Source organism: Arthrobacter sp. SRS-W-1-2016 (assembly GCF_002009585.1).
Classification (GTDB): Bacteria; Actinomycetota; Actinomycetes; order Actinomycetales; family Micrococcaceae; genus Arthrobacter; species Arthrobacter bambusae_A.
The window spans coordinates 1-14,775 of the sequence record NZ_MTPV01000040.1 but is presented as its reverse complement, the minus strand read 5'-3'; the positions used below and the strand labels follow the sequence as shown (position 1 = coordinate 14,775).

Annotated in this window: 11 protein-coding genes and 1 pseudogene; 8 read left to right on the top strand and 4 right to left on the bottom strand. The window is 62.8% G+C overall.

Translation table 11 applies throughout. The features are described 5' to 3' along the window. Window positions 1-39: 39 nt before the first annotated feature. The 5 genes from BMF89_RS09850 to BMF89_RS09830 all read left to right on the top strand — a co-directional run bounded on the left by BMF89_RS09850 (window position 40) and on the right by BMF89_RS09830 (window position 9,111). Window positions 40-2,658 carry a SpaH/EbpB family LPXTG-anchored major pilin gene (locus BMF89_RS09850; RefSeq protein WP_139359620.1) on the top strand — a complete coding sequence of 873 codons (2,619 nt, stop codon included), beginning with the start codon at window positions 40-42 and terminating at the stop codon, window positions 2,656-2,658. A 229-nt stretch (window positions 2,659-2,887) separates the two neighbouring features. Beyond that, window positions 2,888-6,271, top strand: coding sequence for a SpaA isopeptide-forming pilin-related protein (locus BMF89_RS09845; RefSeq protein ID WP_139359619.1), 3,384 nt, complete (start codon window positions 2,888-2,890; stop codon window positions 6,269-6,271). A gap of 19 nt (window positions 6,272-6,290) precedes the next feature. Next, on the top strand, window positions 6,291-7,784 hold the full coding sequence (locus BMF89_RS09840) for a SpaH/EbpB family LPXTG-anchored major pilin (RefSeq protein ID WP_366214778.1): 1,494 nt from the start codon (window positions 6,291-6,293) through the stop codon (window positions 7,782-7,784). A gap of 233 nt (window positions 7,785-8,017) precedes the next feature. Then, a complete protein-coding gene (locus BMF89_RS09835) occupies window positions 8,018-8,839 on the top strand; it encodes a class C sortase (RefSeq protein ID WP_171983448.1) in 822 nt (273 codons plus the stop codon). A gap of 62 nt (window positions 8,840-8,901) precedes the next feature. Beyond that, window positions 8,902-9,111 carry a DUF1508 domain-containing protein gene (locus BMF89_RS09830; RefSeq protein WP_078106912.1) on the top strand — a complete coding sequence of 70 codons (210 nt, stop codon included), beginning with the start codon at window positions 8,902-8,904 and terminating at the stop codon, window positions 9,109-9,111. 348 nt (window positions 9,112-9,459) lie between these two features. Here BMF89_RS09830 and BMF89_RS09825 read toward each other — a convergent pair whose 3' ends face one another. Next, window positions 9,460-9,795, bottom strand: coding sequence for a hypothetical protein (locus BMF89_RS09825; protein ID WP_078106911.1), 336 nt, complete (start codon window positions 9,793-9,795; stop codon window positions 9,460-9,462). Between the two features lie 175 nt (window positions 9,796-9,970). Here BMF89_RS09825 and BMF89_RS09820 point away from each other — a divergent pair, with 175 nt between their 5' ends. Next, on the top strand, window positions 9,971-10,747 hold the full coding sequence (locus BMF89_RS09820; protein WP_078106910.1) for an SDR family NAD(P)-dependent oxidoreductase: 777 nt from the start codon (window positions 9,971-9,973) through the stop codon (window positions 10,745-10,747). Window position 10,748: 1 nt separating this feature from the next. On the opposite strand, the gene BMF89_RS09815 is transcribed toward BMF89_RS09820, so the two are convergent. The 3 genes from BMF89_RS09815 to BMF89_RS09805 form a co-directional block, all read right to left on the bottom strand. Further along, complete coding sequence (locus tag BMF89_RS09815; RefSeq protein WP_078106909.1) at window positions 10,749-11,795, bottom strand: FUSC family protein; 1,047 nt, start codon at window positions 11,793-11,795, stop codon at window positions 10,749-10,751. A 130-nt stretch (window positions 11,796-11,925) separates the two neighbouring features. After that, complete coding sequence (locus BMF89_RS09810; RefSeq protein ID WP_078106908.1) at window positions 11,926-12,156, bottom strand: hypothetical protein; 231 nt, start codon at window positions 12,154-12,156, stop codon at window positions 11,926-11,928. Then, the gene (locus tag BMF89_RS09805; protein WP_078106907.1) at window positions 12,153-13,022 is read right to left on the bottom strand and encodes a sugar phosphate isomerase/epimerase family protein; all 870 of its coding nucleotides are present in this window, start codon (window positions 13,020-13,022) and stop codon (window positions 12,153-12,155) included. Before BMF89_RS09805 ends, BMF89_RS09810 begins: the two co-directional genes overlap by 4 nt. Before the next feature lie 240 nt (window positions 13,023-13,262). Between BMF89_RS09805 and BMF89_RS09800 the strand changes: the two genes are divergently transcribed. Next, window positions 13,263-14,258 carry a substrate-binding domain-containing protein gene (locus BMF89_RS09800; RefSeq protein WP_078106906.1) on the top strand — a complete coding sequence of 332 codons (996 nt, stop codon included), beginning with the start codon at window positions 13,263-13,265 and terminating at the stop codon, window positions 14,256-14,258. A gap of 71 nt (window positions 14,259-14,329) precedes the next feature. Continuing rightward, window positions 14,330-14,775 (top strand): annotated as a pseudogene (locus BMF89_RS09795) (ABC transporter permease); the annotation flags it as partial.

Here is a 14,775-nt window from a genome sequence, read left to right as displayed (position 1 = left end):
TCAAGTCACATGCAATTTCGGCTGTCACACTGGATTGCTATGGGGCAAGTTTCAGAAGACGGTTCGAATGGCGGGGATGCGTCGTTGGCTGTCGGGCACAGCGACCCTCAAATCATGGCCATGGTGCGTGACGGCGACGCTTCCGCATTCGATGTACTGTTCCGGCGACATGTGGCAGCGGCCCAGTTTGTTGCCCGCGCCCAGACGGACAATATCAGTGACGCCGACGACGTAGTGGCCGAGGCGTTCGCTTCGATTTTCCAAGCCCTCACCGAGGGCAAAGGACCTGACCAGTTCTTCCGTTCCTATCTTCTGACCGCCGTCCGGCGAATTGCCTACGACCGGAACCGGAAGGCCAGGCGTACCCAGATCGTGGGCGACGTCGACGTCTTGGATACGGTTTCCGTCGATGCGGACACCGTATTGGACGCCTTCGAGTCCAGCACCATGGCGAAGGCGTTCAGATCGCTTCCGGAACGCTGGCAGGCCGTCCTCTGGCATGTGGACATCGAGGGCCTGAAACCTGCGGCAGCCGCACCATTCATCGGATTGAGCCCCAACGGCGTCTCCTCGCTCGTGATCCGGGCGCGTGAAGGGCTCCGGCAGGCCTACTTGCAAAACCACATCACGGTGGTCAGCGACGACTCATGCGTTGAATTTTCGAGCCAGCTCGGAAAGTACGCACGCGGCGGCCTGAAACGTGCGTCGTACGAAAAAGTCAAGGCGCATTTGGATGAGTGTTCGAAGTGCACGGCTGTGCTCGTCGAACTCAACGATGTCCAGGCGGGCATGAGGGCTCTTGTCTTCCCCTTGGTGGTCGGAGTGGTCTTCACACCGGCGGTGACTGCCGGATTCCTCCCCGGAACCGCACTGCTGGAGTCGCTTTTTCCCGGCGGGGTTCTCCCTGAGCCTTTTCTTTCCGAGCCGTTCCTTTCGGAACCGTTCCTTCCGGGACAGTCGGAACCGGCCGCAGCCGGACTGCGCTCGGTGGCGGGATTCTGGAAGATTGCGGTCGCCGCGCTGGTCCTCGGGGGGCTCGCGATTGCAGGCATCCTCATGTGGCTTGGACAAACCGGCCCGGCGCCCATCGCTGAAGCCGAAGTCCCGAGCATCGCGCCGCCGTCAGCCCAGCAGTCCGCGCCGGAACGCGCCCCGACGGCACCCCCGCCAAGCCCGGTGCCGACGTCGGACCCGCCGGCCGTTGCGGAACCGCAACCCGCAGTGCCCGCGCCAATGGCTCCCGAAGCAGTTCCCGTGCCGCACGAGACGGCCAGGGTGGTTGATTCCGGGACCGGCATCACGAACCCCGTTTCGCGGATGGGTTCGTTGACGATCCATAAGTTTGAGAAGCCGGCGACTCCGAGCAAGCTGCCGAATGACGGAACGGCACTGACCGCCGCCCAGCTGGAGGGACTGACCCCGATGGCCGGGGTGACGTTCACGGTGCAGAAGGTGAACAACATTGACCTGACGACCAACGCGGGCTGGACTGCCGCGGCTGCCTTGACGCCGGCCCAGGCCGCGGCGCAGGCTGGGCCCGGTTCGTCGGTCACGACCGGCGCCACAGGAACCGCGACTCTGGGGAATCTTCCTTTGGGCTTGTATCTGGTGACGGAGACCGGCTACCCGGCCGGTGTCACTCCTTCGGCGCCGTTCCTGGTGACCCTTCCCATGACGGATCCGGCGGGCGGGACGGGCTGGTTGTATGACGTGAACGTCTATCCGAAGAACGCGGTGACGACAGCGACGAAGACCGTGAACGATGCGTCCGTGGTCAAGCTCGGTGACAACGTGCAGTGGACCATCACCTCCGATATTCCCAATGTCAGCCCGATTGATGGGTACCGGGTCGTGGACAAGCTGGATACGAAGTTGAGCTACACGAACTCGACGGTGGCGCTTTCGAACAGCGCGGCGTTGGTGTTGAACACGGGCTACACGATCGTGTTCGATGCTGCCTCGAACACCCTCACGGTTGATTTCACCGCCAGCGGCCGGGCGGTCCTGGCTGCGAATCCGGCGGCGAAGGTCTTGGTCACGGTGAACACCGCCGTGACCACGGTCGGTGAGATCACGAACACCGCCCTCGTGTATCCCAATGCGGCCAGCTTCACCATCACTCCGGGCCAGCCCGGAGGTCCGGTGGTCACGCCTCCGGTGGCGGTGACGAAGTGGGGCGACATTGTCCTGCACAAGAAGGATTCCCAGAGTTCGGCTGCCCTGTCCGGTGCGGTGTTCTCGGTGTACCCGAGCCGGGCCGATGCCCTGGCGGGTACGAACGCGATCAGCGTCGGAGGTGCCAGTTCCTGGACCACCGATGCCAGCGGGAACCTGGTGATCTCCGGCCTGCGCTACTCCAACAGGGCGAACGGAAAGGCCGTCAGCCCAGGTCAGCCGGGCTACCAGTCGTACTGGCTTGTGGAGACCAAGGCCCCGTCCGGGTACGCGCTTCTCACCGAACCGGTCGAGACCACTGTGATCAGCGACGACCCCTCCGCTGTCACGGTGACGATCGGCAATGTCAAGCAGAATGCCGGATTCCAGCTGCCGCTCACGGGCACGGGAACCTGGGGACTGACCGCGGGCGGGATCCTTGTGCTGGCTGGCGCAGCCCTGTTCATGGCCACCGGGCGCCGGAGGCCAACCGAAGCGAAATAGGCGGCGGTCCGCCCGGAACGTGACCCGCCGATGCCACGTTCCGAAAATCTCTTCCCGTTTCCGCGTCACGATCTGCGAATTGCTCCCACTGTTCCAGTGGGTGGCCGTTTCTCCCTCCTTCGTTCAAAAATTTGAAGCTGTTTTCTGCGACACGAATCGCGGGAAGCGCGTACTTGATGGCTAGAGACCACCTGTGTGCCCGCTCCCGAAAGTGATGCAAGAAAAGCCTATGAAGCAGTCCCTTCCAGCCAAGCTACTGGCAATTCTCCTCACCGCAACGATTGTCGGCCTTGGCTTAGGCGGCACCGTGCCTTCACCCGCATATGCGACGACTCCCGGAACCCCGGGAGTGCCACAGGCTGGTACGCCGGTCTACACCGAGGACTTCAGCAATCAGGATGCTTCGGCGGCTGCCATCAACATCCTGAACTACACCGGCGGTGCGGCAGCCGCGTTCTCGACGTACACGGCGGACCCGCAATGGACGCCGGCTGGAAACCAGTGCAACGGCTGGATCATGAGTTGGACCACGCCCAACCCTCCGGCCTCAGACGCTGGTTGCCAGCGCAACCTCGGCACCACGTGGCCCTCGCTAAGGAGCATGGCCCAAGCACTCGGCGTGGCGCAGGGGCAGAGCCCGGCGCAAGCACAAACGAATCAGGCTCTGACGGAGTACACGAATGCCTTGAGCGGTTCCATCACGGCCGGCACGGAATTCCGCACAGTGAAGACCATTCCCGCGATCGCCGGGCACTACTACGCAGTGTCGGCCTATTTCGCGGCTGTGAACTGTCCTGCCCAGGGCGGCGCCAGTCAACCGCAGGAGACATTCAGTCTTCTCGTGAACGGCACTCCGATCGTGCTGAGCTCCGGACTGAACCCATGCACCAGTTCCACTGACTGGTCGACCCAGGTGACCAAATTGCAGTCGGCGGCGTACATGGTTCCGAACGGAACGACCGCGAACCTCGGGCTGTCTCTGTACAACGCCCAGACCAGTGGCTCGGGTAACGACGTGGCGTTCGACCTGCCCCAGATCGTCGACGTGACCCCGCAGTTGGACAAGTCGTTCAGTCCGTCGCTCATTGCCCCCGGCCAGGCCTCCACCGTGACGCTCACGGTGACCAATACCAGCGACCTGAAGGCGAAGAACGACTGGAGCATCACCGATACGCTGCCCGCCGGCGTCGTGATCGCCCCTAACCCCGCGATCGGCGGAACGTGTGCCCAGGTGGCCGGTGCCGCATTCGTCAAAACGGGAGTCGCCGGATCGAACACCTTCACGGCCACGGGCGGTGATCTTGCCGTAGGGCAGGCATCCTGCACCATCACGTTCAATGTGACGGCAGCTGGCGAGGGGACGTATGTCAACGGTCCCGCGAACATCGTGACCAACCTCAACCCGCCCGCGAACGCCACGCTGACCGTCCGAGCTCCGCGGATCACCCTCACCAAGGCTCTCGGAGCGCCGCGTCAGGCGGCAACTGACCAGTTCACCGTGCAGATCCGCACCGGCGGGGCGACGGGCGCGGTGGTTAACAACCCCACCAACTCGACCACGGCAGGTACGGGATCGTCAGTAACTGCGGGAACCGGCACCACCGGGGCCTACGTGGCCACGGCTGGAACTGTGTATACCCTGACCGAAGCGGCCGCCGGTACGGCCAACCTTGCAAACTATGCCGGCTCCATTACCTGTACGGACTCGTTCGGCCTTCAGCCCGGTTTGCCCGTCGGTGCCGCGTTCAGCGGTTCGCTGGCCATCACCCCGGTGGCCGGGGCGAACATTACCTGCACCTTGTCAAACACCGCCCAGCCGATCATCAACGTAGCCAAGCAGCCCGGCACGGTCACCGGTCCGGATGCGAACGGCGACTTGGTCGCCAACTACACGGTCACCGTGGCCAACACCGGATCGGTGGCCGGGACCTACGGCACCCTGGCCGACACTCCGGCGTTCGCCCCGAACCTGGCTGCAACGAGTGCTGCTTGGACGACTACCGGGACCGGGGCTCCTGCTGGTGGATCGTCGTCGACCGCCGGCCCTTACACTCTGGCTCCGGCGGGTTCTACCATCGGTCCAGGGGTCACGCAGACCTTCAACCTCGCGGTGACGTTCCACTACACCAACACCACTCCATTGCCGGCGTGCGCCGGCCCGGGGACGGGCCTGTTCAACTCGGTTGCCTTGCCGGCTGGCCAGGAGCAGGGCCCGACGACGGACAACTCCGCCTGCGACGCCCTCACGCCCAATCTGGTGGCCTCCAAGAGCGTGGATCCGGTGGCCGGGACCATGGTCCAGCCCGGGCAGGTCCTGAGCTATTCGCTGTCCTTTGACAACACCGCCGGCACCGCCCCGGCCGCTGTCAGTTACACCGACTGGCTCGCGGACGTCCTGGATGCCTCGACTCTCGTAGCCAACTCCATCACCACGACGGCCACGAGCGGGACTCCCTTGGTTGTCACGAACAACTCGGGGGCAGCGCCGAAAACCTTGGCCGTCACGGGCACCGTGGCTGCCGGCGCGAAGAGCGTCGTCACGTATCAGGTGAAGGTCAATAGCGCCGGCAATTTGGGTGATGCTTCGCTAGAGAACTACCTGACAACATCAACCACCATCACTCCGCCAACGAGCTGCCCGGCTGGAAGTGCCACCTGCACGGTCAATCCCGTGGGCGTGTGGACCCTGGGCAAGACAGCATCCCCTGCTTCCGGAACCTCCATCAACCCAGGCGATCCAAGCGCAAACAGGGTGATCACGTATGCGGTGACGGCCACCAACTCCACCGCCAACCCCATCACAGGTGTCATCCTCACCGATGACCTAAGCCAGGTACTGAACAACGCCACGTTCACCGCGGGGTCCGCGAACCTGACCGTCAATGGCAGTACACCCCTCGCAGTCCCGGATCCGGGTACCGGCAGCACGTTGGCGACTCCTTCATTTACTCTGCCCGGCAACGGCACGGCAGTGTTGACCTACTCGGTGACGGTCAACACGAATGCATGGCTCGTCATCGTGAAGAACGGGGCAACCGGCAGCGGCATCGTCCCTCCGGCACGATGCGTCACCGGAGGCTCGGCGCCACTTGACCCTGCATGTTTCACCACGAATCCCACTACTGGCCACCTGTTCCTGCAAAAGGCAGGACCCGGGACAACCCAGGGTTCCACCGTCCCGCTGACCGGCTCGACCTTTGAGATCCACAACGATGCTGCCGGGCAAATGGACCCCACCGTCGTCGGAGTGAACAGCCCAGTATCCGGGTCACCCGGACTGGTCGAGGTCAGAAGTTTGCTTCCTGGGACCTACTGGCTGCTCGAAACCAAAGCCCCGGACGGCTACTCGCTTCTGGCCACCCCCGTGAAGTTCACCATTGCGCCGAACGGCAGCATCGCCTTGGACCCGGCCACCGCAGGAACGTCAGTAACAGCAAACAACCAGACCATCACCGTTCTGGATATGGCGTCCGTCAAACTTCCATTCGCCGGTGGGCCAGGCACTGCCGGCATCTTCGGCGGAACGGTTCTCGGGATCCTCGCCCTCATGACTTCCCTCGCCCTCATCGTCTTCAGGCGAGCGAACAAGACCCCACAAACCCAAACTCCTTAGCGCAGCTCCGCGCAAATCAATGGGGGAACAAGAAAGGAACACGATGAAATCATCGAAGGTGAGGCGCGGCATAATAGCCTCTTTCGCCGCAATAGCCTCAGCTGGGATGCTCGCCCTCGGAGCCGGAGGTGCACACGCGGCGAACACCGCGAACATCGATCCGTCCAAGACGGGTTCGTTGACCATCCATAAGTACGAGAAGCCGGCGACGCCGACGAACCTGCCTAACGATGGAACGGCACTGACCCCGGCCCAGACCGCGGCACTGACCCCGATGGCCGGGGTGACGTTCACGGTGCAGAAGGTCAACAACATTGACCTGACGACCAACGCGGGCTGGACTGCCGCGTCAGCCTTGACGCCGGCCCAGGCCGCGGCGCAGGCGGCCACCCCGGGCTCCACGACCACGACGGACGCGAACGGAACGGCGAGCCTGGGGAACCTTCCCCTGGGCCTGTATCTGGTGACGGAGACCGGCTATCCCGCCGGTGTCACTCCCTCGGCCCCGTTCCTGGTGACCCTTCCGATGACGGACCCCGCGGGCGGGAACAGCTGGCTGTATGACGTGAACGTCTATCCCAAGAACGCCGTGACTACAGCGACGAAGACCGTGAACGACGCCTCCGCGATCAAGCTTGGTGACGCGGTGACGTGGACCATCACGTCCGACATTCCCAACGTGAACCCGATCGATGGATACCGGATTGTCGACCAGCTCGATTCGAAGCTGAGCTACACCAGCTCGACAGTGGCGCTTTCGAACAACGCGGCACTCGTGTTGAACACCGATTACACGGTCGTGTTCGATGCGGCCACGAATACCCTCACGGTCGACTTCACCGCCACCGGCCGGGCCGTGCTCGCGGCCGACCCCACGGCCAAGGTCCTGGTGACGGTGAACTCCACCGTCAGTACGGTCGGTGAGATCGCGAACACGGCTCTTGTCTACCCGAACGCGGCCAGCTTCACCATCACTCCGGGCCAGCCCAACGGTCCGGTCGTCACTCCTCCAGTAATTACCAAGTGGGGCGACATCGTGCTGCACAAGAAGGATTCCCAGAGCTCCGCGGCCCTGGCCGGTGCCGTGTTCTCGGTCTACCCGACCCAGGCCGACGCCCTGGCCGGCACGAACGCGATCAGCGTCGGAGGTGCCAGTTCCTGGACCACCGATGCCAGCGGCAACCTGGTGATCTCCGGACTGCGCTACTCCAACTGGGCCAACGGGGCAACAGTGACCCCGGGCCAGCCCGGCTACCAGAGCTACTGGCTTGTGGAGACCAAGGCCCCGTCCGGCTACGAGCTGCTCGCCCAGCCGGTCGAGACCACGGTCACCAGCAACGACCCGTCAGTGGTCACAGTGACGATCAACAACGTCCCGCATAACGCCGGGTTCCAGCTGCCCCTCACCGGTGGTGTGGGAACCTGGGCCCTGACCGCCGGAGGGATCCTCGTGCTGGCAGGCGCCGGTCTCTTCATGGTCACCGGCCGACGGAAGCGCAACGAGGCAAAGTAGACACCCCTCGGTGACCCGCATCCCTTGATGCAGGGTATGGGGCATCCATCGGTATGGTGGATGCCCCATACCGCTCCCGTCCATCACAGCAAGAGGCCCCAATGCCCCAAACCCTCAAAGAATTCATGGAGGGTTCCGAAACCGGCCCGGACGGCCACCGTCGGCGCCCCCGAAAAGGGACCCGTGGACGCACAAACATCAGGCGTGGCCATGCCGACCGGAGATTTGTGACCATGATGGTCGTTGCCGCCATCGGTCTGGGCCTGGTCCTCTACCCCCAGGCGGCAGACTGGTTCAGCTCGATATCCCACAACAACCAACTTTCCGGCTACGCGCAGGAAGTCGAACAGCTTGAACCCTCGGCCCGGACGAAAGTGTTGGACCGGGCACGCGAATACAACTCCCGGATCCCTGCCGGACAGCTGCGGGACCCGTACTCGGCCCACGCCCCGGCCCCGGCTTTGGAAGGGCAGCTGCGGGATTATCAGAGCCAGCTCAACGTCGCCAACGACGAGGTGATCGGAAGATTCCGCTACCCGTCCCTGAACATCGATCTGCCGATCTTCCACGGAACCAGCGACGACGTCCTGGCCAAAGGAGTCGGCCATCTCTATGGTTCTTCCCTTCCCGTCGGCGGCCCCGGCACTCACAGCGTGCTCACATCGCACTCGGGAATCCCGAACGCGGAACTCTTCAATCCCCTCCACAGCGCGAAAACGGGTGACATCTTTTCCACCGAAGTCATGGACCACACGTTCCTCTACAAAGTGGACAGGATCGAAGTGGTCAAGCCGGATGACATCTCCTCACTGAAAATCATCCCTGGCCAGGACTCCGTCACCTTGGTCACGTGCACACCCATTGGAGTCAACTCGCACCGGCTCCTTGTTCACGCCTCCCGGATCGCGGACATCCCCAAAGACGCGCCGGAACAGAAAACCCTCGCGGGACGCCAATCCAACATCGGATTCCCGTTCTGGGTGGTCTATTTCATCGGCGGCTTGCTCGCCTTCTACCTGTCCTCCCGGGCGTGGAACCGCCGGCGAAGCCGATGATTCAAACGCTTAAGGCACCCAACGCCTGAAGCGCACCTACCTCCCGACAAGAAAGCACTGCAATGGCCTCACAATTCAAACTCTACGTTGACGCGGACGCCCACCTCCGGTTCCAACTCGTCACCGAAAATGGAGACGTCCTGCTCACTTCCAAGGCTTTTGAGGACGAGGATGCGGCCATCGCAGCAATCTGGTCAGTGCGCGAAGCCGCGGCCAAGGGACGCATCGTTGATCTCACCGGTTCGGTGCCGGAAGACCGGCCCGCCGAATAAATCCTGAACCCGGCATTTCGACGGTTCTTTCGGAAAGATCTTGCGACGTTCGCGACACGATTCACGTCCCCGCGACACATAGTTAGTGCCTGGCATGGGAAGGAATGAGACTCCTGGCGGACCTGTTGGGGGCCGCAACGAAGGAGCTCGTTCTCGATGGACCGCATGCCAGGCCGTGCCCATGGGGCCGTGCGCCCCCATGCGACTCACGGCCCGGGGCGCGTGCGGGGATCAATGGATCCCTGCACGGCGTGCGGCTGGATCTGAGACCCCAGCCGCACGCCACCTCAGTCCTAGCGGTAAGCGAGACGAATGCGCGGCGTCTTTCCTGCCATCCCGGGAAGGTGCCTACTTTTGTGCCTTCCGTTTCTGCCATTGCCAAGCGTGCCAGAACAGCAGCGTCGCCAAGATCAGGGCCGCGGCCAGGAGAAGCTGCGGGATCATGATTGTCAAGAAGTACGCGGGGGGCATCGTATTTCCCGGACTGGGGGTGAACGGGGTCATAGCCTCGTTGATGATCACCATGATGCCTATGACGAGCGCCACCTCCAGTGCCCACAGCCCGATGATGAACGGATTCACCGAGCCCCCTCGGACGGCCTCAGGTGTCTCTAGGTGATGCTCCAGCGAATTACCGTGCTCGTCGATTTCGCGGAATTCAATCCTGGCATGAGCTTCGTCCACTGTCTGTTCCCTCTTTTTTTGGCGGCCGCTGCCCCGCCTTCGGCGGTTTATACGGGCGCATTTTGAGGCACTCTACCGCGAGCACAGGAAACGAACGAGTACCGCCGTCGAGATGCCGATTGACGGCCGGGGCGTACATCACCACACGGAGGGTTAACGAGGCTAGTCTGGGCGCATGACAACTCGTGCCAACGAACTCACCGCCTTGGTCACCGGTGCTACTGCCGGGCTGGGCGCCCAATTCGCGCGCCAACTGGCCGAATCCGGCCACCACCTCGTCCTCGTGGCGCGCGACGAAAGCCGGCTGCGGGCAAGCGCTGAGGTGCTTGAGCGGGACTTCAGTATCTCGGTGGAGGTCCTGCCCGCGGACTTGACCTCCGACGTCGGGGTTGCGGCTGTTGCAGCCAGGCTGCGGGACGCTTCGCGGCCGGTGGACGTGCTGGTCAACAATGCTGGAATCGGTTTGCTGAATTCTTTCGAGAAGAACGATGTGGAAGACGAAAAGCGGCATTTGCGACTGCATGTCCAGACACCCCTGGAGCTGTGCCACGCGGCCTTGGAGGTGATGCTGGCACGCAAGTCCGGGAGGATCATCAACGTCGCCAGCGTTGCGGCGTTCGCGAACCGGGGAAGCTATTCGGCAGCCAAGGCTTGGCAAGTCAGCTTCAGCCGTTGGGCGAACACTGCTTATGCCCGCAGCGGAGTGAAAGTCACCGCGGTGTGCCCGGGGTTCACCCACACCGAATTCCACGATCGCATGGGCATGGACAAATCGGTGGCTCCGCGTTTCCTGTGGCTCAAGGCCGAGCGCGTTGTCCGGGAAGGACTGGAAGACAACGCGAAGGGCAAAGGGGTATCCATCCCGACGAAGCGGTACAAAGCGATCACCGCCGTCATGCGTTTCCTGCCGGCGAAGCTTACGTCGGGTCCGCCCCGGAGACCCCTGAAATAGATCAGCCCCGCGAAGTAAGCCGGGGCGCTTGGACCAGCAGGGCCACGGCGATCCCGATCACGGCTCCCACGAGCGTCTCTACTCCGCGTTCGAGAACGAGCACTCCAGGATCCGCGGGCGCCGCCAACTGAGTCATGAGCAGAATGACCGGGGTGAAAAACACCATCGCCCAGCCGTAATGCCGGGCCATGAACAACTCCGTAGGGAACTGGAAACCGATCACCAGCAGGGCCAGGATGAGGGCGCTTTGTCCCGGGAAATACTGCAGCGGAGAGAGTGGTCCCGGAAAGAGTACGACGGCGACAATCGCCAATCCGAGGAACGTCCCCACGATGCGGTGGATGCCGCGGTGCAGCCGCCCCGGGGTGTCGGCACCGGCCAGCGGGGCAGCTGCCGCGAACATGGCCCAGTGCGGGTGCCCGCTGCCCGTGAGCACTCCGCAAGCACCTGCCGCGCCGACGGCGAGCACATACCTGGCCGCGTGAAGCCCGGCTGCCTGCCGCAGCTGAGTATTGAATGCCGGAATGTCCCGGATGGCGCCGCGTTCCCACCCCCGGTACCGAAGCCATCCGGCGAAGCCAACCACCATCGAGAACGCAGCCGATGCCGCGCAGATGAGGACTGCAGCGAAAAATGGAATGTGCGCGGGGACGGAAGCGCATGCCCCCAGGGCCAGGATTCCGAAAAACGGGCCGTTGGGTTTGAGCCGCACCTTGTCCGAGAACAGCGAGCCCGCGCCCGCCAGGAGCGCTTCGACTGCTACCAATCCCCATGAATGGATGTGGGAGACGGACAAGAATGTGCCCACCGAGACCCCGGCCAGGAGCACCGCTGCAGCCTGGGCCTGGTGCTTGAGCCGCAGTTGGTGCGATTCGGCACGGCCGTACATGCCGGTCAGGGCGCCGAACACGGCGTAAATGATGAGGTCCGTCCGGCCAACCGCGAGAAGCACCAGCGCCGGCACGGCGACGCTCAGCGCGACGCGGACGGCAGCCAGGTGATCGTTGCTTGCCGGTGGAATGGTATTAAGCGCACGGAAATGGGCCATGATTGATCGCAACGGGACACCACCAATCAATTCAGCCGATCATTAGGAAGCTATCAGCACCCCGAGATCCGCGCCATTAGCTGGGTCACAACGTTTCTTTGCGTTTCGCGCGATGGCGGGTGAAACCTGGCTAGCGGCATACTCCGGCTTCCCATTTGTACTCAATCCATACGTGGAATCCCTCGGTGCGTTCGAACATTGTGCGGGGTTCCGCGCCGTGTCCCTCGATCCATAGGATTCCACCGTCGGGGGTGACCGCGTCCACAAAGCCTATGCGTACCGTCTTTTCGCCGTGCCGGACTTCGACGATTTCACCCGCCACGGCACGCCAGTCATGCTCGAGATGCCGTTGCTTTGTCATGGAACTGAGGGCGGAAAGCAGGCAAGCGCCGTCGAGCGGGCGGATTCCAGCGCTTCGCGAACCGGACGTGTGCGGTGTTGTTCGGAGAGTATTTCCACACCCCACGGCCCTTTGAAACCGATGGCCTGGAGCGCTGTGATGAACCCTGCGACGTCTTGGTCGCCCTCTCCGCAAAGGCGGCGATTGTCGCGAGTGTCCTCGAAGAGCGTCCCCTTGATTTCCGCGTCAGCGTCATTGAGTTCCACCCCGAAAATCTGCTCGGCGGTCACGCTGCGGGACAGTTCCTCCAATCTCGTTCCAGCACGGAAGACATGCCAGTAGTCAACAACAAGCCCACATTCGGGCATATCGACCGACCGCATGAGTTCGGCGGCCGCGGGAATCGATCCGACCATCGAAAACGGCATGGGCTCAAGGGCAATCCGAGTTCCTCTTTCCGAGGCTTCCTTTGCAAGGCGCCGCAGCGGCTCCACCAGGAAATCAAGATCTTCCAATGGCTCGCCGAACGCCGTTCCAATCTTGATGAAGCGCGCCCCCAGCGTTTCCGCGGCATCGAGGAGCAGCTCGAACTGCGGCCTCCATTCATGGGACAGGGAATCGTCCCACCAGTTGGTGAGTAACTCGACTTCGACGTGGCGGAAGCCCGCCTGGTCAATGAGAGTCTTGAGCCCGGAGAAACCGATGGTGTCCCTTGCCGCGACGAGATCGTCGTACGCCAATCCAAAGCCTGACCATCCGGTTGAGGCGATTGCTTCCAAACGCTGGACGATGGGGACGGGACTGATCTCCGGGCTGGTCAACGGCGCGATATTCCCTGCGCTGGTCCAGCAGGTCGCAATCAGTTCGGGTGTGCTTGAGTACGTCATCGTTCTCCTCGCGCCGGTGCGCGGCTAGTTGCGGCAGGTGAGGGCGTCGATACCCAGTCACAATCTAATTGGAACGCTCCATTGACAATTGGTCAAGCCTTGATTTAGCGTTGGAGCGTTCCACAAAGCGATGTGGATCACATCCGTTCACAGCTAGATGGTTCCGTCCTCCCACCATGTCTTTGAAGGCACAGCAACGGGGTCGACGGTCGAAGTACGCGACATCAAAGGAGATCTCACGTGGCAAAGTTCAATTGGCGGCGAGGCGCAGTGGCGCTGGCCGTAGTACCGCTTCTGGCCCTGGCAGCATGCTCAAGCGGGGGCGGAAAGCCGGCCGACACCGCCAACGCCGCGGGTGGCGGGCAAGCGGCAAGCACTCCGCGGATCAAGGTTGCGCTCATCACCCACGCCGAGGCCGGCGATACCTTCTGGGACATCGTGCGCAAGGGTGCGGAGGCCGCGGCAGCGAAGGACAATGTCGAGGTTCTTTACACGAGTGATGCCGACGCGGGGCGCCAGTCCCAGCTCGTGCAGCAGGCCATCGACCAGAAGGTTGATGGCATCGCGGTCACGATCGCCAACCCGGGCGCCATGAAGGATGTGCTGAAGAAGGCTACCGACGCGGGCATCCCGGTGGTGAGCTTCAACGCTGGTGGGGACGTCTCCGCGCAGATGGGAGCGTTCACCCACTTCGGATCGAACGAGACCCTGGCTGGCGAAGCGGTCGGCGCCAAGCTCGCGTCGCAGGGCTACAAACACCCCATCTGCGTGATCCAGTCACAGGGACAGGTGCAACTCGAACAGCGGTGCGCGGGTGTGAAGACGAAGGTGCCGGGCACTGAGATCCTTTATGTCAACGGGGCCGATATGACGGCCGTACAGTCCACCGCGACGGCGAAGCTCCAGGCCAGCAAGGATGCCGACGTGATCATCGGGCTCGGCGCACCGATCACCTTGACCGTCATCAAAGCCGTGGCAGATGCCAACAGCCCGATCAAAGTGGCCAGCTTCGACCTGAACCCCGCGCTCGCGCAGGCGATCAACGATGGCAAGGTCCTGTTCACTGTGGACCAGCAGCCGTGGCTCCAGGGCTACATGTCCATTGACGCAATCTGGCAGAACAAGCTTGGTGGTTTCAAGATCGGTGGCGGCCAGCCCGTCCTCACGGGTCCGACGATCGTTGACAAGTCCAACATTTCCGATGTGCTGAAGTTCGTTCAGCAGGGCATCCGCTAATCCGATGATGGTTCAGCTCGCGCGGCATGACTCCCTTGCCGCGCGAGCTGACAGAGAAGGAAGTGTGTTCCATGGCTTTAGTTACTGCCCCGGCACCCAAAAATGCCGCGGATGAGCGGGTCGCGAAGCGGAGCCCGTTGAGCAAGTTGATGGCCCGTCCTGAGGTCGGTGCCCTGGTGGGGGCGGTTGTCCTCTTCATTTTCTTTGCTTCGGTGTCCGGGACGTTTACCCAGCCGAATGCTTTGGCGACGATCCTGTATGGTTCCTCGACGATCGGGATCATGGCGGTGGGGGTGTCGTTGTTGATGATTGGCGGCGAGTTCGACCTTTCCACCGGTGTGGCCGTGATTTCCTCGGCCCTGACCGCGTCGCTTTTCAGCTGGTATTTCTCAATGAATGCGTGGGTGGGGGTGGTCATCGCCCTGCTGGTTTCCCTGTCGATCGGTTTCATCAATGGGTGGATCCTGGTCAAGACGAAGCTGCCGTCGTTCATCGTGACGCTGGCGACGTTCCTGAT